Here is a 20,671-nt window from a genome sequence, read left to right as displayed (position 1 = left end):
TTCAAAAGAGCATATGGGAGAGATGCGGATGGGCAAAGCGTTGATTTGTATTGATTATACAGTTGATTTTGTTGCAGACGATGGAAAACTGACATGCGGAAAGCCTGGACAGGCGATTGAGTCTAAGATCACAGAGATCACTTCTTCATTTATTGATGAAGGCCACTTTGTCGTCTTTGCTGTCGATCATCATGAAGAAGAGGACCCTTATCATCCAGAGACAAAGTTATTTCCGCCCCATAATATTCGCGGAACAGAGGGTATTGAACTTTATGGACAACTAAGTTCACTATTTCACACGTCAAAACATTTAAAACATGTCTACTATATGGAAAAAACAAGATACTCTGCTTTTGCAGGCACTCAATTAGAAATGAAACTGCGCGAGCGCGGCATCACGGAACTTCACTTAGCCGGCGTATGTACCGATATTTGTGTACTTCATACAGCTGTTGATGCGTACAATAAAGGCTTTGAACTTGTGATTCACCAAAATGCTGTGGCGAGTTTTAATGAAGCGGGGCACGAGTGGGCACTTTCTCACTTTGAGCAGTCGCTTGGTGCGAAAGTGGTTAAGTAAGGGAAGGAGAATGGAAGTTGGAGCATCGGTTTAATGACGACAGTTTATCACTACATACAGATCTTTATCAAATTAACATGGCAGAAACGTATTGGAGAGACGGCATACATGAGAAGAAGGCAGTCTTTGAACTCTTCTTTAGAAAGCTTCCATTTGACAATGGCTTCGCTGTATTTGCTGGCTTAGAGAAAGCGATTGAATATTTATCGGACTTTTCCTTCACTGAAAGCGATCTCGCGTATTTAAAAGATGAACTTGGTTATAAAAGCGATTTCATTGACTATTTAAGCGGATTGTCCTTTACAGGTACACTTCATTCAATGCGAGAAGGGGAAATTGTCTTTGCGAATGAACCGATTATGCGCATCGAGGCAACGCTTGTTGAAGCCCAGTTAATTGAAACAGCATTGCTTAATATCGTGAATTTCCAGACGCTGATTGCAACAAAAGCGGCTCGGATTAAAGGAATCATTGAAGATGAGACAGCATTAGAATTCGGAACAAGACGGGCACATGAAATGGATGCGGCGATGTGGGGAGCAAGAGCGGCACTCATCGGCGGCTTCCAGGCAACAAGTAATGTTCGTGCTGGGAAACGCTTTAACATCCCTGTATCAGGAACACATGCTCACGCACTTGTACAAGCATACCGCGATGAATATACAGCATTTAAAAAATATGCTGAAACACATACAGACTGTGTCTTTTTAGTCGATACGTATGATACTGTCAGATCAGGTATTCCGAATGCGATTAAGGTAGCGAAAGAATTTGGAGACAAAATCAACTTCATCGGTGTCAGACTTGATAGCGGGGACCTTGCATACTTGTCTAAAAAAGCTAGAACAATGCTGGATGAAGCAGGATTCCATGATGCAAAAGTCATTGCATCAAGCGATCTTGATGAACACACCATTATGAATTTAAAGGCACAGGGCGCCAAAATTGATGTGTGGGGTGTTGGGACAAAACTGATCACAGCATTCGATCAGCCAGCTCTTGGTGCAGTGTATAAGCTGGTGTCCATTGAAGAAAACGGTAAAATGAATGATACCATCAAAATTTCATCCAACCCAGAGAAAGTGACAACACCTGGCCGTAAACGGGTGTACCGCATTATCAATCAATTGAATCATCATTCTGAAGGTGACTACATTGCGCTTGAAGAGGAAGATGTTCATAGTGAGGATAAACTAAAAATGTTCCATCCCGTGCATACATTTATTAGTAAATTCGTGACAAACTTTGTGGCGAAAGATCTTCACGTACCGATTTTTGAACAAGGTAAACTTGTCTATGACAATCCAGATATTCAAACGATTCAAGCCTACGTGCAGGACAGTCTTGGACTCTTCTGGGAGGAATACAAACGAATCAGCAAACCAGAAGAATATCCAGTCGATTTGAGTCAAAAATGCTGGGATAATAAAATGCAGTTTATCCATGATGTGAAAAATAAAATCAAAAAAGAGCTTTATGAAAGCGAATGATTAGAAGAAAGGGAGATCATCAAGCCAGATGGTCTCTTTTTTTAATTTTGACCGATTGAAAATGAACTAAAAGCGCAATCATTTGGTATACTGAAAGCACATCTTGTTTGTCATGGCATAAAGGAGGATTGGAGCAGTTGAGGGTGTTTGTTGCGAGACAGCCTATTTTTAACAGAAAAGAACAAGTCGTATCATATGAGCTGCTTTATAGAGATAGTGAAACCAATACATATAGCGCTGAAGACGGTGATCAAGCGACAACGGACCTCATTATCAACAGTTTTCTAAATATCGGCATCGAAACACTGACAGAAGGAAAACGATGCTACATTAATTTCACCGAAAGCTTGCTTTCATCTGATCTGCTCACCTATTTTGATCCGCATCAGCTTGTGATCGAGATATTAGAAAATGTACCGATTACCCCGGCACTTATTATGAGATGTAAGCAGTTAAAAAAATGGGGATATACGATTGCACTCGATGATTTCTTCCTAAACGGAACACATTATAGTGACAAGCTGCTTGAGGAACTCCTCTATTGCATTGATATTTTAAAAATTGACTTTCTGAAAACAACAACGCAAGAACGAAGAGCTATTCTGAATACGTATAAAAAGTATCGCCTTCGATTTCTAGCAGAAAAAGTAGAAACGAGAAGAGAATATGAAGAAGCGCTAGAAGCGGGTTTTCACCTGTTTCAAGGGTATTTCTTTAGTGAGCCGCATGTGATATCAGGACGAGCATTATCGACCAGCTTCCATGCGTACCATCAGCTTTTAAATGAGTTAAGCAAGGACCAGCCGAATATCCAGACCGTGACCCATTTTATTGAAAGTGACCTTTCGCTATCATATCAATTATTAAAAATGCTGAATTCAGGCGGCATGAGACGTCTATATCAAATTAAGAGTATCCGGCAGGCGATTATCCTGCTTGGATTTAATGAAATTCGGCGCTGGATCTTTATCCTTTCATTTAAAGAACTGAATGTCCAAGCTAACTCAAGCCAAAAAGAAATTATCAAAATGTCATTCATTCGTGCCAAAACGTGTGAACTGATTGCTTATCGGACTGAACGAGAGCACCCTGCCTCTTATATGCTGACAGGCATGTTTTCTCTCATTGATACACTTGTCAGGGCAGATATCACAGAACTTGTGAAGGAGCTGCCGCTTTCTGATGAAGTTGGCGAGGCACTGCTTGGCTATGAAAATGATTATTCTTTTGTGCTAGGTGTGGCCAAACGTATTGAACGAAACGAATGGGATGATGAAATGTTTGATGGAAATCTCCCGAAACAGGAAGCCTATGGCTGTTATATAGAAGCCATTGAATGGTGCCATAAAATGTTTGAATCTTAAGAAAAGCCGCTCATGTGAGAGCGGCTTTTTCTTTGTCATGCCCACTGTAAAAGAAGGAAAAGTCTGCTGGAGGCAAGAGACAAGTAGATTCGAATGCCTTCTGGACTAAAGCGGATATCAATACCGCTTTTTACCCCGATTTGCTTCAGCATTCGGATGACACTTGTCGAATCAGATCGCTCAGCAGCCTCCATGATGCGCTGCGCAAACGGAAGAGAGCTGGAAATTTGCTGCGTGATGAGTGAAGCATCAGCAACGAGACGGGCTGATTCCTTTGCGGCTCGTTGAAATGAGTGGGCATCAACTGGAGGAAAAGTCATTGGCGTGCGCGGCGGGTATGCGTTGCTCATTGCGGGAACCTGCAAAGCAGGATAAGGTACATAGTAAAACACATGGTCACCTCTTCTCTCATTGGCGTGAAATTGGACGGATATCTGTTCTAAATGTATGTAGAAAATCAGAATAAAGAATCAAAATGATCTTTCTATCTTTGTAATTCCAGCATAAAAATAGGTACTTTTGCGGTCAATTTCGGTGAATGTCGCCAAAAAATTGCGGTGTCCACAATAGCGTCTGTCGTCTGACCTATGACACGCAAAACCGAAGATATAGAGGGGATCGTACGTTCTGTTGGGAGGGAAGTGTGACGAATGATGCCTATTCCTGTCGCAAAAATGACGCAATTCCTTTGAAATTGAGATAAAAGTATGATTTGAAAAGTCAGAAAATGATGAAAAAAGACCTATTGAATTTTGCGGTATCGCGCACACGTTTTGTGCATACTTTTCGGTGAAAAAATACTCAATTACATTTACACTGTTAGTAACAGATCAAATACTTATGACCCAATCACCATACACAAATACATTGATCTTCCAAAAAAGGAGAGTGGAATCGATGGAAAAGTATGAAATCGAAGAGCTTAAACAATTATTATGGAAACTTGAAAACGAAATCAGAGAAACAACGGCTTCTCTTCATAACATTAACAAAAGCATTGATCAATACGACAAATATGAATATGTGAAAATTTCTTAAAGACTTGATAATCATCAAGTCTTTTTTTTTATCCAAATACATACAAAAAAAGGATATATTATTATATAATTGTTAAATAGCGATGTCAGTGGACATTTGCTCATGTCTTTTTAGTAAAATAAAAGACGAAAGGGTGAGGTACAAGATCGAGTATGCTAAACTATCTAGAGAATACAAAAATCAAGCAGAATATGTCTGATTTTATTCAACATGCAGTCAGGCAGAATGATTTACAAAAGCTGCTTCTGAAATTTACAGATAGAAAAAAAGAATTTCCTCTTGGTCAATTGGCTTACCAGCATTATGAGGCATTTGGCGGACAAGACAAGCAAGCGATTTCAAAACTGGCAGCAGGGATTGAACTTCTCATTTTATCTGCCGATATATTAGATGATATTGAAGATCAGGACAATGATTCGTATCCTTGGATGAACGTCGACCAAGGAGTGGCCATCAATGCATCTACGTATTTGTATACGGTGAGTATCCAATTCATCACATCAATATGTGAAAATAATTCTCAACTAATAGAGAAATTGTTCCATTTCATCAAAATGTCAATGGAAGGGCAGCACGAGGATTTGCGTCATTTGCATGGAACAGAAGAAGAGTGTGTAGAGGTTTTAAGGAGAAAATCAGGTTCTTTAACAGCTCTTTCTAGCGTACTGGGTGTTTATTTAGCGACAGGAAAAATAAACGCCACTGTGGAATCTTATTCGATATATTATGGTGTTGCTGAACAGATCAGTAACGATTTTTTTGCGTTATTTTCAAAATCAAACGGAGATTTTCAAAAAAAACAAACGCTGGCATTCAGTTATTTACAAAGACGTTTTAACGATGCCAGTCAAGAGCTTCTTTCCTTCTTTTCTAACCGGCTGGATGAGTCAGAGCAAAAGCCGTTTCAACTGAAGCAGAAATTACTTGAAGCTGGTTTGACTCAGTACATGGTATCGATGAGAGAGATTATGCTGTTAAAAATGAAGCGAGGAATTGAACAACTTGATTTACCTAAAACGAAGAAGGAACAATTATATGCATTTATGACAAAGGAGGGCAATGATTGAACATTCAAAATATCATTGCACATCTAATGAAGAACCCAGTTGTGATCGATGAATTGAAATCTGGAAATGCAAGTTTAATTCATGCAGATGCACAAACAACCGCAGCCATTATAAAAGGTGTAGAAAAAGGATACATGAGTGCGAAATACATCTGGGAGTATTAATTTTAAGATCCAACCTGTATGATTATTTAATGATCTTTTCTTAAGGATGTTTTAAACATGAAGCTTACCTATACAAAATTGTCCACATTTCTTGTGTTTTTGTCTTTTTTATTTGTGATCTATATTTCATATATCTATGTATTTGATATTTTTAATGGTGCACGTGTAGAAAAGAATGAAAATGGTCAAACGGAAGTTGTTGACGTTGAATATCTTTCTTTAGCTTATTCGTCAGGGTTAAAAGAAGGAGATATTATTTTAAAAATAAACGGACAATCTAATTTAATTCAAGATCATATGATTAATGGTAAGCTTAGAAATGTACAAAGAATTGATATTCAAAGAGGAAACCAAATTATATCACTTAAAAATAAAACATTGATTGGTCGAGAAAGCTTATTTATCTATTTAATCCCTCTTCTTCTATATTCAATATGCTTATTCTGTATCTTTTTTATTATTAAAATCAACAAAGAGCCGCAACGAAAATCTGCATTTTTATTAATTTTATTCTTATTGTCAATTTGTGTTGGATATCTGAGTGCAGGTACTTCAGGAATTGGTGATAGATTTAGCCATTATGTTCTCTTATTGTGTTTATCGAGTGTATCCATCTTATATATTCATTTTATCTATCAATACTTCAAAGAATTTGATGTGCACTTAACGAACCCAAAACTAATCAGGTGCTTATACTTAATACCTATTTTTAATCTTGCAGTACATAGTGGAGTTTCGGTGTCATCTGAATTGAGAAAATATGTTCCAAGCATCAGTTTGCTGTTTTTTTTCGGAACAGTTTTAGTAGCACTTTATTTAATAGTCAGAGGCATGAAGAGATATAAAAAAACAGCACATGGTTCAGTTTTAAAGTTTTTTGCTATTATAAATGTTTTGTCGTTCAGTCCATTTATTTTATTTTTCGTTATTCCCTATGTATTTTTTGATAAGTATTTGATTGATCCTTTTATCCTGACGTCTATCGTTTTGTTAATTCCTTTTTCACTCGTGTACCAATTTATGACGAACAAACTTTACAATATGGATTTTCTAATTAGTAGACTGAGATACTATGGCTTTCTAGCCATTACACCAACCATTTTCGTTGTAGTCACGTTTTACATTCTGCAAAAACCAGAAGATTTGAAGTACACACTGAAGCTCGCATTAATCACTTATACTCTCATGCTGGCTGTTTTTTATTTCAAAGAAATTCTAGATTTCCGTTTTCGATTGAAGCGTTTTTCAGAGAAGCATAATTATCAGGATAGTGTATTTAAATTTACACAGCTCATTCGTGAGGCGTCATCACTCCATCAAGTATTGTATCATTTAAAATACACCATCTTAGAAGTACTTGTTGTGAACAAAGCCTTTGTGCTTGAAGTGAAGGCAGATGGACAAATTGTTGAAATTGATGAATCAATAGAAGAAAGCCAGCTATGGAAAGAGTATGTGGATCAATTTCAAGATATTTTAGGTGAAGTTGGAAAAATCATTGCGCTTGATAAAGGATTCATGATGAAAATTGGTGAGCGGGGCGGTCACTCTTTTGTGATTTGCTGTTTATCTAATTTACGGACACCGAAATTGTCGCGTGATGAGATTTCTTGGCTGAAAACATTGGCCTTTTATACAAGTGTCAGTTTAGAAAATGTCGTCAAGATCGAAGAGTTGATGGAGCATCTTGACGATTTGAAACAGCGCGAGGCCAATCCTGCCTGGCTGAAGAAAATCATGTTTGCTATGGAAGAAAAGCAGCGTTCAGATTTAGCGAGAGATCTTCATGATTCCGTGCTGCAGGACTTGATATCACTAAAAAGGCAGTCGGAAATGTTTTTAACGAATTTCCAAAATAACCAATGCCCGACATCTATTGAAAATTCGCTTATCTCATGGAATGATCAAATGTCCAAAGTGATTCAAACGACGAGAGAAACGTGTCATGAGCTTCGGCCTCAGCTGCTGTATGATTTAGGTTTAGTAAAGGCGATATCGAAGCTGACTTCTCAAATTCAGGAGGAAGCACCGTTTCATATTAGGCTGAATACGACACGCTTTGATAAAGAATTGGACATTGATATTGATTCACAGCTGAATATTTACCGAATTGTTCAGGAGTTGTTATCCAACGCCCTGAAGCACTCTAAAGCCACTCAAGTGTTAGTGATGCTGATTTGTATTAAAGATCAGGTTGTTCTTCACTATGAGGATGATGGAGTCGGTTTTGATGCAAGTCATCTTGATCAGCACACAATGAGCATGGGGCTTTCGGGAATTAGAGAACGAGTCAAAGCATTAAATGGAAAGCTTCAAATTCACACAGCCCCGGGGAAAGGGCTTAAGGTGAAAATTGAAATGGAATTGTAACCATTTATTAAGGATTAAGACTTGGCATCAGCCAAGTCTTTTATATAAAATGGAAGTGAGTGATTTAAAGGGAGGAAGACATGAAGAAGATATTGGTCATTGATGATCATCCGGCTGTCATGGAAGGGACAAAAAGCATATTAGAATCAGACCAGCAGCTATCAGTCGATTGTTTAAGTCCTGATGCAGAAGCCGCCTTTTTAAAGACGCATGACTTTTCCATCTATGATGTGATTTTAATGGATTTAAATCTCGGGGATATCAATGGAATGGACATAGCGAAACAAATTTTAGAAACCAACCATCAAGTGAAAATTATCATTTATACAGGGTATGAAGTAGATGATTATTTTGAAGAGGCTATTCGGGCTGGATTACACGGTGCAATTAGTAAAACAGAGACGAAAGACAAAATTATTGAATACATACACCGGACATTGCAAGGAGAAGTTGTCATTCAGCTGTCCTATTTAAAGAAATTGATTTCACAGCAGCAAGAAAAGCCAGAACAAGCGCAGCAGACTGACCACGATCTCTTAACGGAACGGGAGTGTTTGATCCTTAGAGAAGTGGAAAAAGGATACACGAACCAGGAGATTGCCGATGTGCTTCATTTGAGCAAACGGTCAATTGAGTACAGTTTGACATCCATCTTTAATAAGCTGAATGTTGGATCTCGTACAGAAGCGGTGTTAATTGCCAAGTCTGAAAGTGTGCTGTAAACGTGTGAAGGGAGAGGGCCTTAATGAATGTGAGCGGATCAAATACACTGCTTGAGGCACTAGGCATTGAGATTGTAGAGTGCAATGAATCACGATGCGTTGCAACAATGCCAGTCGATCACAGAACAAAACAGCCATTTGGACTGCTGCATGGAGGAGCATCTGCTGCTCTAGCAGAAACAGTGGCGAGCATGGGGGCTGCGGCTCATTTAGACTTAACGCAGCAAGTTTGCTCAGGTATTGAAATTAATGCCAATCATTTAAAATCTGTACGCGATGGAGTTGTGACAGCGACAGCTGTTCCTGTGCATATAGGACGGCGTACAATGGTATTTCAAATCGATATAAAAGATGATCGAGACCGGCACATCTGTACGTCCAGATGCACACTTGCTGTCATTGATCGCATATAAAAAAGCTCCCGGTGCAGCGGAAGCTTTTTTTATATGCACGTTGAGCGATAAAAAAAGAATGGCCCAACATATCAGGCCATTCTTTTTTCGCTTTTTATAAATAAGAATCTTCTTTTCGTTTAATTACAAAGTTACGGAAACCGCCATAATCATCTTGTACACTGCGTTTGTCGAGCTTAACACCAGTATTGTAGGCGGCTCTTCCGATTAAGTGTGCGCCGACTGGTGCTGTCAGGAAGATGAATACGATGCCGAGAAGGATTTTTGCAGAAATAACGCCTGCAAGAAACCATTCATGAAAAAACACACCTACTAAAATCAGAACAACGCCAAGTGTCGATGCTTTTGATGCAGCATGCATACGTGTGTAAACATCCGGCAGTCGAAGGACACCAATAGCTGAAATCAAACAGAGGATAGCGCCTAGCAGGATAAAGAAAATGACGATGGCTTTAGCGATGACGATCATTTTCAATCACTTCCCCTTTCTCAAGAAATTTGGAAAAAGCGACAGTACCGATAAAGGCAAGGATACCGAGCAGTAAAATAATCTCAAAGAATGCAGTGGTTTTCAGTAAAATTGAAACGATGGCTGTCATCCCAATTAAATTGATTCCTATCGCATCAAGCGCACTCACACGATCAGGAATAGAGGGACCTTTGATCACTCGTATCACAAAAAGCAAGGTAGACAGCGCAAGAATGCCAAGTGAAATTTGCAAAATGAGTTCCATTACTTACCGCTCACCTCCTGAATCGCTTTCTCAAATGAAACCCGGATATCGTGAATGGCTTTTTCAGCATCTTCAATATCCATCGCATGAATGTATAAAATGGAACGATCGTCGGAAATATCAATCACTAGTGTACCTGGTGTCAATGTAATCATATTGGCCAGTATGGTGATTTCCCAATCTGTTTTCAAATCCGTACGAAAGGCGAAAATTCCGGGTTTAATCGTGAGCTTTGGAGATAATACGGTCTTTAATACACTTAAATTGGCAAGAAGCAGCTCGCGAATAAAAATGATGATAAGCTTGAAAATCGCATAAAGGGCATAGCCGTAAAAACGCTGCGGGAAAAATCGCCGCAGCATAAAAATGGCGATCATCCCTAATGCAAAACCTGATACAAAGTCTGCGGCTCTGTATGTATCATTCATAAACATCCATGTAAAGGCGAGGAGAGCGTTTAGTAATATTTGAAAGGCCATGTTCATCTACTCCTTCAGCACAGCTTGAATATATTTTTCTGGTGTAGAGAGCATTTCCGCTGCTTGATTGATATAAGGGGCAATGAACTCTGTCCCTAACCCAATAGCAAGCGATAAGACGACAAGCAGTACGCCAGGATACACCATTCCTTTAATTGACGGCTTTCTTCTGCGTTTATCCTGTTCCTCGCCCCAAAATGCGGACATGAAAATCTTCATAATAGAGTAGAGGACAAGGAGGCTGGACAGTAAGACCAAGATAGAAAACGTCATGTATCCAGCAGAAAATCCACCTTCCACAATTTTTAGTTTTCCAACAAAGCCACTCAGCGGCGGAATTCCTGCCAGCGATAAAGCCGAAATGAAAAACATCCATCCTAATAGAGGCTGAGATTGAATCAGTCCGCCCATTTTTTTCAGTTGGTTTGTACCAGCGTACACAAAGAGGGCACCTGCCAGCATAAATAAAGCCCCTTTGATCACCATGTCGTGAATGAGATAATAAATAGCTCCTTGGAGTGATGCAGGTGTGTTGGCTGCAAATCCAAACAAAATGACACCAACAGCTGTGACAATATTATAAATCACAATCTTCTGCACATCAGAATAGGCGATCGAACCTATCACACCGAATATCACCGTCAGTGCGGCAAGCCACGCCATGAGTGTATGGGTGAAGCCTGTATCGTGTATAAAAATTAATGTAAAGACTCTGGCAATCGCATATAAGCCAACCTTTGTGAGCAAAGCCCCAAAAAGAGCTGAAATCGCTGCTGGCGGTGCATGATACGATCCTGGCAGCCAGAAATAAAGCGGGAAGATCCCAGCTTTTAAGCCGAATACAATGAGGAACAGGATGGAAATAACAGTGATTAACCCTGTTTGCCCTGATTCAGCTATTTTCACACTTAAATCAGCCATATTGAGCGTACCCGTCACTGCATATAAACAGGCAACTCCGACAATAAATAATGCCGACGAGATGATATTAAACACAATATATTTGAGTGATTCACGAAGCTGAGGCTTTGATCCGCCTAATACAATGAGCATATAAGATGCCATCAGCAGTAATTCAAAGAAGACAAACAGGTTGAATATATCTCCCGTTAAAAAGGCTCCGCTCACGCCAGCTAACAAAAACTGCACACCAGAATAATAGAAGAGCCGCTCTCTTTCTTTCCCAATCGTTTGAAAGGAGAAGAGGACTGTCACAAGCCCGACAACGGAAGCAGTCAGCACAAGGAGTGCAGCAAATTGATCGGCGACAAGGGCAATTCCAAATGGGGCTTTCCAGCCGCCTAAATAAAGGGTTTGTATCCCATTTGTGAAAATCGTTTGAACCAAATATGCATTACATATAATGGCTGAAAGAGATGCCAAGACACTAAAAACTCTTGACAGCATGATGTTTTTATTTATAAAAATCAATAGTGTAGCAGCTAGTAATGGAATTAATATAGGCAGGATCACGAGATTATTCATGCTGATCATTTCCTCTCATTTGATCCATGTCATCTGTTCGCAGCTCTTGGAAGGCTCGGAAGGCCATGACAAGTAATAAGGATGTCACACCAAAAGCAATGACAATGGCTGTTAAAATTAATGCCTGCGGCAATGGATCTACATAGGATGTGAGCCCCTCTTTTAGAACGGGAGGTGCTCCCTTTTTTAAGCCGCCCATTGTTAAAAGAAGCAAGTGGACGCCGTGACTCAAAACAGCAGTACCGACGATGACCCGCAGAAGGCTTTTTGACAGCATCAAATAGGTCGCCGCCATAAAAATAATTCCGACGATAATAGACATTAGAAATTCCATTATTCCTTCTCTCCAATCATTTGAATAATGGTCATGGTGACACCAACAACGACCAAGTACACACCGATATCAAACAGGACGGCTGTTGCCAGTTCTGTTTTTCCTAAAAACGGTAATTGGAAATAATCAAATGCATGTGATAGAAAAGGTGCACCGAATAGAAAGGATCCCATACCTGTCAGGATCGCAACGAGCAAACCGGCTCCAGCTACATAAATAAAGTCAAAGGGTAAAATGCGTCTTACTGTTTTCAGATCATAGGCTAAAAGCAGAAGAACGACAGCCGCAGAACTCATCAGGCCGCCGATGAATCCGCCGCCAGGATTGTTATGCCCCGCAAGAAATAGGTGAAGGGAGAAGAGCAAGATGATGAATGCTGTGATTTTTGTTGTGACTTGCAAAAGCATATCATTCGTATCAATCTTTCTCATCGCCGCACACCTCTCTTCCGTTTTGCTTGTGTTTTTAATAACCCATAAATACCAAGTGCCGCAATGGCGAGCACAGTGATTTCAAAAAGGGTATCAAAGCCCCTGAAATCGACAAGAATGACATTGACAATATTGTCACCGCCAGCAAGTTTGTAGCTGTTTTCAATAAAGTAAGTTGAGATAGTGTCAAGTGACTGCTGACTTGTGGAAGCGAAAGCTAGACAAGTGACAACAACCCCAACACCTAATGAAATGATGAAATTGGTCATTTTGAATCTTCTCGTTTTTTGCTTTAAGCTCAGCTTCGGCAAATGATAGAAGCAAAGCAAAAACAGTGCGACAGAAATCGTTTCAATAATCAGCTGCGTCAGCGCAAGGTCAGGTGCTCTGAAAATCACGAAGAATAATGACAGCGTGTAGCCCATGACACCTAGAGCAATAATAGCTGTTAATCGTGAGCTTGCGAAGACTGTTGCAATCGTCGCCGCCACCATCACAAGTGAAAGAATCACCTCATACGTGCCAATTGAGGCAGCCTGATCTGTTTGAAATGAAAAGGCCTGCTGATAAAACATGACGCCGCCAATGACGATAATCATGAACCCAAACACATAGACAAGATAGTCACGAAGAAAACCAGTCATATAACTGTTGGTCAGGCGGTATGACCCTTTTTCCAAACCGATAAGAGAGCGGTCGTATAAAGCGTTAAATGACCATTTTTCCTTAAAGATGTTGTACATTGGACGCCATTTTGAAAGCGTCAAGTAGCCGATTGTGCCGAGTACAACAACACCTATTGTCATATAGAGCTCTGGCTGGAAGCCATGCCATGCTTCAATCTTCACAGAAAAACGGCTTCCTGTTTCAATCGCTTCAGGAATGATCGCCGCAATTGCGGGTTCGATGACAGAATAGGCAAGAATATTAGGGAAAAAGAAGAAGGTGACCACAAGTGCAGCGAGAATGATTGGCGGAATGAGCATGCCGATCGGTGCTTCATGCGGTTTTTTCTCCAATTGGTCTATATTCAGACGGCCTCTAAAAGTTTTAAAGAGGAGCATCATACTATAAATGAACGTAAAGACACTAGCGAGCCAAGCAAGTGCTGGGATGATAGCACCCCATGTTGAAACGTCCGTAAAACTGATGTCAGAAATTCGTATCATACTTGTGAAAAATAGCTCTTTACTTAAGAAACCGTTAAATGGCGGTAATCCGGCCATTGAAAATGTACCGATTAACGTAATTGTGAAGGTAATCGGCATGATCGTCATTAATCCGCCTAATTTTCGAATGTCACGAGTCCCTGTTTCATGATCGATAATACCAGCTGCCATAAAGAGACTTCCTTTAAACGTAGCATGGTTAATGAGGTGAAAAATAGCTGCAAGAACGGCTGCACCAAAAAAGGCAGGATTGTTTTCATGAATCGCAGCTGCGCCGACGCCAAGCATGAGCATAATCATGCCGAGCTGACTCACTGTCGAATAGGCCAGAATGGCTTTCAAATCGTTTTGCCGGACGGCGTGGAATGATCCCCAGAATAATGTGACAAGTCCAACGATGGAAATGGTCCAGAACCATACCTCTGATATAGCAAAGATTGGACTGAAGCGGGCAACAAGATAAATACCGGCTTTCACCATCGTAGCAGAATGCAGATAACTGCTCACAGGGGTCGGTGCTTCCATTGCATCAGGCAGCCAGATATAGAATGGGAACTGCGCTGATTTCGTAAAGGCACCTAGTAAGATTAGGATCATGGCAGGGATAAAGTAAGGTGATGCCATAATGAGCTGAAGCTGATTGACTGCTTCACGAATACTGAATGAATCAGTAATCAGGTAAATGAGGATGAAGCCACCAAGCATAGCTAATCCGCCAAAAACAGTAATAAGCAGTGATTTCGTTGCTCCATACCTAGAGCGCTCCCGCTTATACCAATACCCAATTAAGAGGAAGGAAGAGATACTCGTTAACTCCCAAAACAAGTATAGAACCACCATGTTGTCAGAAAGAACGACACCCAGCATCGCGGTCATAAACATGAGCAAATACGTGTAGAAAGAGCCAAGCTGTTCTTTTTCCTTTGATAAGTAGAAAATACTGTACAGTACCACAAGTGCGCCTATACCTGTAATTAATAAAGCAAATAACAGGCTGAGACCATCGACATACACAGTGAAATTCATCCCTAAAGATGGAATCCATTCAGCCTGTGAGAAAAGCGTTCGTCCATTCGAAGTGATATGTAACATTTGGATGAAATAGGTAAATAAAAGAATCGGCAAGATGAGAACAAACCATCCTGTATGTATACGCTTCACATATTTGTAAAGGAAAGGTACTACAAAAGCGAGTAAAAAAGGTGATAGGATGGCGAAGTGAATAAGCTGCAAGAAAATGAACCTCCTTTGATCAATATAAATTCACGTTCTAAAGAACTGGTAATTAAAATTATAGCGTAAATACAGCCATAGTGCATTGGTTTGAAACGATTTCAAGCAAACTGTATTTGTTTTAGGTTCTTTTGACCACAAAAATAATTTTATCAAAAATGACACTCATTGTATATTGTTTTGTTTTTCGTACATGCTTTTCTTAAAGGAGCTGATCAAATGAAACGAAAGATCGCCATCAGCTTAAGCCTATTCTGCACGATTTTAGGAGGAGCATTCTTGATTGACCGAAATGATCAAAAAAGGTGGCAGGCCGGAAGTGAATGGCCGCTATTTTCTGAGCATCTTCTTCACATGAGCTATCAAGAAACGAAGCTGTATCCTTTTCAGCCCAGGGAATATTTACGAATTGTATTAGCTGATGAATAAGAGATCCTATAGGAGAAAAGAAATATAAAAAAGCATGAGCCCATGTGAGAGCTCATGCTTTTTATGTGTGGTAGTTTAACTAAACATTCTGAGTAAGATCGTTGCACAGATAACAGTTGCTGCTCCGCCAAGTCGTGTAGATACTTGTGCGAAAGGCATAAGACCCATTCTTCCAGAAGCTGAAAGAATGGCAACATCACCAGTACCGCCAAGTCCGCTGTGACAGCCAGTGACAATAGCAGATTCTACTGGATACATGTTCATTAGTTTTCCAACGAAGTAACCAGAACCAACCATTGCGAGTACAACAGCGATACATACGCATACGAATGGAATTGAGATGACAGTTGCTACATCATCAAGTGGAATGTATAGAATACCAAGACCAACCATTAGCGGCCATGTAAAACTTCTTGATACAAACTTGTAGAACTGCTGTGAGCCATTTTGAAGATGCTGAGGCATCACGTTTAAGTATTTGATTAAAGCAGCAAGAACAATCATTAGGATTGGACCTGGAATATGAACGAAGCTTTCTAACAAACCACCAAAGATGAAGGTTGTACAAGCAACGAGTACACCAGCACCCATTAAACCGAAATCAACTTTTGCATCCATATCTGGCTGCTCGAAAATTTCGTTTGCTTCTTTAGATTTCACAAGACGGCCATTCCCGTTCAGTTCAGGACGTTTCTCACCAAGCTTCTTCATTGCGCCAGCGCAGATAATGGCAATGACGTTCCCAATGACAGCCGCAGGAATTAATTGAGAAATTAATGACTCTGCTGATACATCAAGAATTTGTGAATAAGCGATAGATAATGGCAAAATTCCTTCTCCAACACCACCGGCAATAATCGGTACAATAATAAAGAAGAATGAATGATGCGGTGTGTAACCAACTAAAAGGCCAACAAGGATACCAGCACTCACAGCTGCAATTGTACCTGCAACTAGAGGGACAAACATACGAATAAGGCCTTGTACTAAAACAGTCCGCTGCATCCCAAGAATACTACCTACTACAAGAGCAGAAATATAGAAGTAAAGGAAGTTCGACGTTTTCATAAGAGACGTAACCGCTTCCAATGAGTTCGGATTCAGAACATTAAAAAAGACCAGGAACGATGGTACGAATAAAGAAAGAATCGCCGGTCCACCAATATCTTTTAAGATTGGAATACGTTGTCCTACATCTCCAAGGAAAATCCCCAAAATCATAATAACAGCGAAACCACCAAGCATATTTGCTGGAATTTTATTAAAATAAGCGGCAGTTAAAATAATCGCTGCAAGTACTAAATACACAGGTAGATCAATAACACCAATTTTCCAAGACATGATCTTACGGAAAACGCTTTTATTATTGTCAGAATCGTCTGTAATCGATTTCAATTGTTGTGCATTAGCCACATAAACACCCCCAAATGCTATTTGTCTCAATTGTAGAAGATTCTGTGACACTCATCTATTTATTAAACTAAAATAAGTGTAATAAAAGTAAAATAAACAGGAGTTTTTGAGTTTTTTATCATACAAAAATCCCCTGAAGATAGTTTGTCCTTCAGGGGATTGATCATACATCGTATTTATCGTTTTCCTTTTAAATAAGGTGTACCAAGTGCTTTCGGTGCATCGGCACGTCCGATGAAGCCAGTAAGTGCTAAAATGGTGAGCACATATGGTGCTATGAGCATATAAACATTCGGTATATCTTGGAACAGCGGCAGGAGAGAACCAATGATGCTTAAACTTTGAGCAAATCCAAAGAATAAAGCAGCTCCCATTGCGCCAAATGGATGCCATTTACCGAATACAAGCGCAGCTAGTGCGATAAAGCCTTGTCCAGTAATGGTGGCATGGGAGAAATCAAGCGCGATCGTTGAGGCATAAACAGCCCCGCCCAGACCGCCAAACAGTCCACTAATGAAGACAGCGATATAACGCATCCGGTACACTTTGATTCCCATTGTATCAGCTGCCATTGGATGCTCTCCAACTGCACGAAGACGAAGACCAAATGGCATTTTAAATAAAACAAACCATGCAACTACCGCAAGGGCTAAAGCAAGTATGGACGTATAATAAACATCTTTAAAGAAAATATCACCAATGATCGGAATGTCACTTAAAAGGGGAATATCTCCTTTATAGAAAGGTTCTGTAATTTTATCAGTTTGTGCTTTTCCGTAAATCAGTTTTACGACAAACAATGTAGCGCCAAGTGCCAGCATGTTAATGGCCACACCACTGACCGTTTGATCAGCTCGGAAGGTAATGGTCGCAACTGCATGAATCAGTGAGAACAATCCGCCAACGGCCATTCCAACGAGAAGCCCAAGCCACGGGGTCAAGGCTCCAAACGTATCAGCAAAAAATAAGTTAAAGATAATACTGGAAAATGCTCCGACGACCATCAAACCTTCAAGACCGATATTGACAACACCTGATCTTTCTGAAAAGACGCCTCCAAGAGCGGTTAAAATAAGTGGTGCAGCATAAACAAGTGTAGCTGGGACGATGATTTCAAGTATTTGCAGAAATCCCACTTATTTTCCCCCCTTTTTCTTCATTTGTTGAATCACAAGACGAATAATATAGCTTGAGGCGACGAAAAGAATGATGATCGCAATGACAATATCAACAACCTCAGTCGGTACGCCTGATTCAAGCGGCATATTTAATGCACCGACCTTCAATCCACCAAGCAATAATGCAGCAAGAACAACACCAACAGCCGTATTTCCACCTAATAAAGCGACGGCAATTCCATCAAAACCTACGCCTGTAAACGAGCCTTTAATAGAGGCATATTCAAATGTACCAAGGCCTTCCATAGCGCCTGCAAGACCTGCAAAAGCACCTGAAATGAGCATCGCATAAATGATATTGCGGCGAACGTTCATGCCAGCATACTGTGATGCCTGCTGATTCATTCCAACAGCACGTAACTCAAACCCTTTAGAAGTTTTTTGAATAATGACCCACATCACGACCGCCGCAATAATGGCAACAAAAATACCGTTATGCATCCGGGAGAAATCAGTGATCTGCTCAAAAAATCCAGAGCGAAGAGAGGCAGTGGCATCGATTTTATCTGTTTTATCTTTATTATCTGTTAAGACATTTGAGATTAAATAGTTTGTGACATGAAGGGCAATGTAGTTCATCATGATGGTGACGATGACCTCATGCACATAAAAACGAGCTTTTAAAAATCCGGGAATAAAGCCCCATAGAGCACCTGCAGCAGCTGCGGTGATGAGTGCAAGCGGCAGATGAATATACATAGGTGCATGGACAGTTGTTCCAATCCATACAGCAGCTACCCAGCCAACAAGCATTTGACCTTCGACACCGATATTAAACAGGCCTGTCCGAAATGCAAAGGCAACAGCAAGACCTGATAAAATATAAGGGGTCACTTGCCTGATGGTTTCTCCCATATAATAGGTTTCACCGAAAACGCCATTCCAAAGGGCGCCATAGCCTTCGATGACACTATAACCGCTTGCCAGCATAATAATGGCCCCAACCAAAAGACCAAGTACAATGGCTATAAGCGGAATCAGCAGATTTGTTAAGCGATTAGACATTTGCTTCTTTCCCCACTTCCTGTTGCGTACTTCCAGCCATTAATAGGCCAAGCTCTTGCTCTGTTGTTTCTTTTGGATCAACAATGGCCACAATGCTGCCTTCGAAAATGACAGCGATCTTATCACTGACATTGATAATTTCATCAAGCTCAAAGGAGATGAGCAAAACAGCTTTGCCAGAGTCTCTCTGCTCAATGAGACGTTTATGAACAAATTCAATCGCACCAACATCAAGTCCTCGTGTCGGCTGAGCGGCAATTAATAAATCAGGATTACGGTCCACTTCACGGCCGATAATGGCTTTTTGCTGGTTACCGCCTGAAAGGGCGCGCGCTTCTGTATATTCACTCGGTGTTCTGACGTCATACTCCGCAATGATTCGTTTTGCCTTTTGATAAATATTCTTCATATTCAATAAGCCGAATTTTGAATAAGGACGCTGATAATACGTTTGTAAGGAAATGTTTTCTCCAATTGAAAAATCGAGTACAAGTCCATGTTTATGACGGTCCTGAGGAATATGTCCAATCCCAGATTCGGTCACTTTACGAGGCGGGAGATTTTGAATGGCTTTCCCGTTTAGCATGATCGTGCCAGATTCTGATTTTTTTAGACCGGTAATGGCTTCAATTAATTCAGACTGGCCATTGCCGTCTACCCCAGCAATTCCAACAATTTCGCCAGCCTTCACTGAGAGGTTTAACTGTTTGACCGCTTCAATTCCTCTGGCGTCTTTTACTGTGAGGTCTTGAATTTGAAGAACTTCCTCAGCAGGAGAAGCAGCTTTTTTGTCTGTTTTAAATGACACTTCACGACCAACCATGAGGCTTGCAAGTTCGTCTTTATTTGTGCTTTCCACATCAAGTGTACGAATGCCTTGACCTTTTCGGATAATGGTCACGCGATGACAGGCATCCATAATTTCTTTCAGCTTATGGGTGATTAAAATAATGGATTTGCCTTCATTGATTAAGTTTTTCATGATTTGTATGAGTTCTTTGATTTCTTGAGGTGTTAAAACGGCCGTTGGTTCGTCGAAGATCAAAATGTCAGCGCCGCGGTAAAGTGTTTTTAAAATTTCTGCACGTTGCTGCATACCGACAGAGATGTCAGATACTTTTGCGGCAGGATCTATTTTCAAACCATAGCGGTCAGAAAGCTCTTGTACTTGCTGTATGGCTTGCTCTTTGTCAATCTTTCCAAACTTCTTTGGCTCTTTACCTAAAATGATGTTTTCAGCGACAGTAAAGGTATCGACAAGCATAAAGTGCTGATGCACCATTCCGATGCCTAAATCACTAGCATCATTTGGACTAGAGATGGTCACGGGTTTTCCGTGTACCTTGATTTCACCTTTTTCAGGCTGGTACAGTCCGAAAAGCACGTTCATGAGCGTTGATTTTCCAGCGCCGTTTTCACCAAGCAGCGCATGAATTTCGCCCTTTTTTAGCTGCAGCGTAATGTTGTCGTTTGCTACAATGCCAGGGAATTCTTTGCGTATATTCAACATTTCAATGACATAATCCACAGGTTTAACCGCTCCTTTTTTAGGGTGCTGATGAAGATAAAAACT

22 protein-coding genes are annotated in these 20,671 nt (G+C 40.4%); 10 read left to right on the top strand and 12 right to left on the bottom strand.

Features of this window, described 5'->3' with window-relative positions:
* Nucleotides 1-28 precede the first annotated feature (28 nt).
* From ACN6NB_RS14685 to ACN6NB_RS14675, 3 genes are all read left to right on the top strand, one after another.
* The gene (locus ACN6NB_RS14685; RefSeq protein ID WP_024425949.1) at nt 29-580 is read left to right on the top strand and encodes a cysteine hydrolase family protein; all 552 of its coding nucleotides are present in this window, start codon (nt 29-31) and stop codon (nt 578-580) included.
* A gap of 17 nt (nt 581-597) precedes the next feature.
* Nucleotides 598-2,070 carry a nicotinate phosphoribosyltransferase gene (locus ACN6NB_RS14680; RefSeq protein WP_024423327.1) on the top strand — a complete coding sequence of 491 codons (1,473 nt, stop codon included), beginning with the start codon at nt 598-600 and terminating at the stop codon, nt 2,068-2,070.
* A 137-nt stretch (nt 2,071-2,207) separates the two neighbouring features.
* Nucleotides 2,208-3,434 (top strand): EAL and HDOD domain-containing protein, encoded by a 1,227-nt coding sequence (locus tag ACN6NB_RS14675; RefSeq protein ID WP_047203313.1) that lies wholly within the window; start codon nt 2,208-2,210, stop codon nt 3,432-3,434.
* Nucleotides 3,435-3,469: 35 nt separating this feature from the next.
* Here ACN6NB_RS14675 and ACN6NB_RS14670 read toward each other — a convergent pair whose 3' ends face one another.
* Complete coding sequence (locus ACN6NB_RS14670; protein WP_052773115.1) at nt 3,470-3,826, bottom strand: YuzC family spore coat inner layer protein; 357 nt, start codon at nt 3,824-3,826, stop codon at nt 3,470-3,472.
* A 505-nt stretch (nt 3,827-4,331) separates the two neighbouring features.
* Here ACN6NB_RS14670 and degQ point away from each other — a divergent pair.
* The 6 genes from degQ to ACN6NB_RS14640 all read left to right on the top strand — a co-directional run bounded on the left by degQ (nt 4,332) and on the right by ACN6NB_RS14640 (nt 9,208).
* Nucleotides 4,332-4,472, top strand: a complete 141-nt coding sequence (gene degQ / locus ACN6NB_RS14665; protein WP_003213123.1) for a degradation enzyme regulation protein DegQ — start codon at nt 4,332-4,334, stop codon at nt 4,470-4,472.
* Between the two features lie 152 nt (nt 4,473-4,624).
* The gene (locus ACN6NB_RS14660) at nt 4,625-5,539 is read left to right on the top strand and encodes a polyprenyl synthetase family protein (RefSeq protein WP_126682268.1); all 915 of its coding nucleotides are present in this window, start codon (nt 4,625-4,627) and stop codon (nt 5,537-5,539) included.
* Nucleotides 5,536-5,703 carry a competence pheromone ComX gene (locus tag ACN6NB_RS14655; RefSeq protein ID WP_080696376.1) on the top strand — a complete coding sequence of 56 codons (168 nt, stop codon included), beginning with the start codon at nt 5,536-5,538 and terminating at the stop codon, nt 5,701-5,703. Before ACN6NB_RS14660 ends, ACN6NB_RS14655 begins: the two co-directional genes overlap by 4 nt.
* Before the next feature lie 57 nt (nt 5,704-5,760).
* On the top strand, nt 5,761-8,073 hold the full coding sequence (locus ACN6NB_RS14650) for an ATP-binding protein (RefSeq protein ID WP_047203311.1): 2,313 nt from the start codon (nt 5,761-5,763) through the stop codon (nt 8,071-8,073).
* A gap of 80 nt (nt 8,074-8,153) precedes the next feature.
* Nucleotides 8,154-8,795 carry a two-component system response regulator ComA gene (gene comA, locus ACN6NB_RS14645; RefSeq protein ID WP_024423322.1) on the top strand — a complete coding sequence of 214 codons (642 nt, stop codon included), beginning with the start codon at nt 8,154-8,156 and terminating at the stop codon, nt 8,793-8,795.
* 23 nt (nt 8,796-8,818) lie between these two features.
* Nucleotides 8,819-9,208 (top strand): hotdog fold thioesterase, encoded by a 390-nt coding sequence (locus ACN6NB_RS14640; RefSeq protein WP_047203310.1) that lies wholly within the window; start codon nt 8,819-8,821, stop codon nt 9,206-9,208.
* 94 nt (nt 9,209-9,302) lie between these two features.
* Here the strand turns inward: ACN6NB_RS14640 and mnhG are convergent, their stop codons facing one another.
* From mnhG to ACN6NB_RS14605, 7 genes are read right to left on the bottom strand one after another with little or no spacing between them, the layout of a single operon-like run.
* Nucleotides 9,303-9,677: a monovalent cation/H(+) antiporter subunit G gene (mnhG, locus tag ACN6NB_RS14635; RefSeq protein ID WP_024423320.1), complete on the bottom strand. Its 375-nt coding sequence runs from the start codon at nt 9,675-9,677 to the stop codon at nt 9,303-9,305.
* A complete protein-coding gene (locus tag ACN6NB_RS14630; RefSeq protein ID WP_039181117.1) occupies nt 9,661-9,942 on the bottom strand; it encodes a Na(+)/H(+) antiporter subunit F1 in 282 nt (93 codons plus the stop codon). The genes mnhG and ACN6NB_RS14630 overlap by 17 nt, the downstream gene beginning before the upstream one ends.
* Nucleotides 9,942-10,421 carry a Na+/H+ antiporter subunit E gene (locus ACN6NB_RS14625; RefSeq protein ID WP_024425941.1) on the bottom strand — a complete coding sequence of 160 codons (480 nt, stop codon included), beginning with the start codon at nt 10,419-10,421 and terminating at the stop codon, nt 9,942-9,944. The genes ACN6NB_RS14630 and ACN6NB_RS14625 overlap by 1 nt, the downstream gene beginning before the upstream one ends.
* Nucleotides 10,422-10,427: 6 nt before the next feature.
* Nucleotides 10,428-11,906, bottom strand: a complete 1,479-nt coding sequence (locus ACN6NB_RS14620) for a Na+/H+ antiporter subunit D (protein ID WP_058838079.1) — start codon at nt 11,904-11,906, stop codon at nt 10,428-10,430.
* Nucleotides 11,899-12,240: a Na(+)/H(+) antiporter subunit C gene (locus tag ACN6NB_RS14615; RefSeq protein ID WP_024423316.1), complete on the bottom strand. Its 342-nt coding sequence runs from the start codon at nt 12,238-12,240 to the stop codon at nt 11,899-11,901. Before ACN6NB_RS14615 ends, ACN6NB_RS14620 begins: the two co-directional genes overlap by 8 nt.
* Nucleotides 12,240-12,671, bottom strand: a complete 432-nt coding sequence (locus ACN6NB_RS14610) for a Na(+)/H(+) antiporter subunit B (RefSeq protein WP_039181111.1) — start codon at nt 12,669-12,671, stop codon at nt 12,240-12,242. Before ACN6NB_RS14610 ends, ACN6NB_RS14615 begins: the two co-directional genes overlap by 1 nt.
* Nucleotides 12,668-15,073, bottom strand: a complete 2,406-nt coding sequence (locus ACN6NB_RS14605; protein ID WP_039181108.1) for a Na+/H+ antiporter subunit A — start codon at nt 15,071-15,073, stop codon at nt 12,668-12,670. Before ACN6NB_RS14605 ends, ACN6NB_RS14610 begins: the two co-directional genes overlap by 4 nt.
* Nucleotides 15,074-15,292: 219 nt before the next feature.
* Between ACN6NB_RS14605 and ACN6NB_RS14600 the strand changes: the two genes are divergently transcribed.
* Nucleotides 15,293-15,502, top strand: coding sequence for a hypothetical protein (locus ACN6NB_RS14600; RefSeq protein WP_024423313.1), 210 nt, complete (start codon nt 15,293-15,295; stop codon nt 15,500-15,502).
* A 75-nt stretch (nt 15,503-15,577) separates the two neighbouring features.
* On the opposite strand, the gene ACN6NB_RS14595 is transcribed toward ACN6NB_RS14600, so the two are convergent.
* The 4 genes from ACN6NB_RS14595 to ACN6NB_RS14580 form a co-directional block, all read right to left on the bottom strand.
* Complete coding sequence (locus ACN6NB_RS14595; protein ID WP_039181105.1) at nt 15,578-16,915, bottom strand: 2-hydroxycarboxylate transporter family protein; 1,338 nt, start codon at nt 16,913-16,915, stop codon at nt 15,578-15,580.
* A gap of 176 nt (nt 16,916-17,091) precedes the next feature.
* On the bottom strand, nt 17,092-18,051 hold the full coding sequence (locus tag ACN6NB_RS14590) for an ABC transporter permease (protein WP_024423311.1): 960 nt from the start codon (nt 18,049-18,051) through the stop codon (nt 17,092-17,094).
* The gene (locus ACN6NB_RS14585) at nt 18,052-19,098 is read right to left on the bottom strand and encodes an ABC transporter permease (protein WP_039181102.1); all 1,047 of its coding nucleotides are present in this window, start codon (nt 19,096-19,098) and stop codon (nt 18,052-18,054) included. It lies immediately after the preceding gene.
* Nucleotides 19,091-20,626 carry an ABC transporter ATP-binding protein gene (locus ACN6NB_RS14580; protein ID WP_039181099.1) on the bottom strand — a complete coding sequence of 512 codons (1,536 nt, stop codon included), beginning with the start codon at nt 20,624-20,626 and terminating at the stop codon, nt 19,091-19,093. The genes ACN6NB_RS14585 and ACN6NB_RS14580 overlap by 8 nt, the downstream gene beginning before the upstream one ends.
* Between the last annotated feature and the right edge of the window lie 45 nt (nt 20,627-20,671).

The sequence above is a fragment of the Bacillus sp. 11B20 genome, from assembly GCF_056098985.1.
Note: the sequence above shows the minus strand (reverse complement) of the source record. Positions and strands in the feature narration are given on the sequence as shown.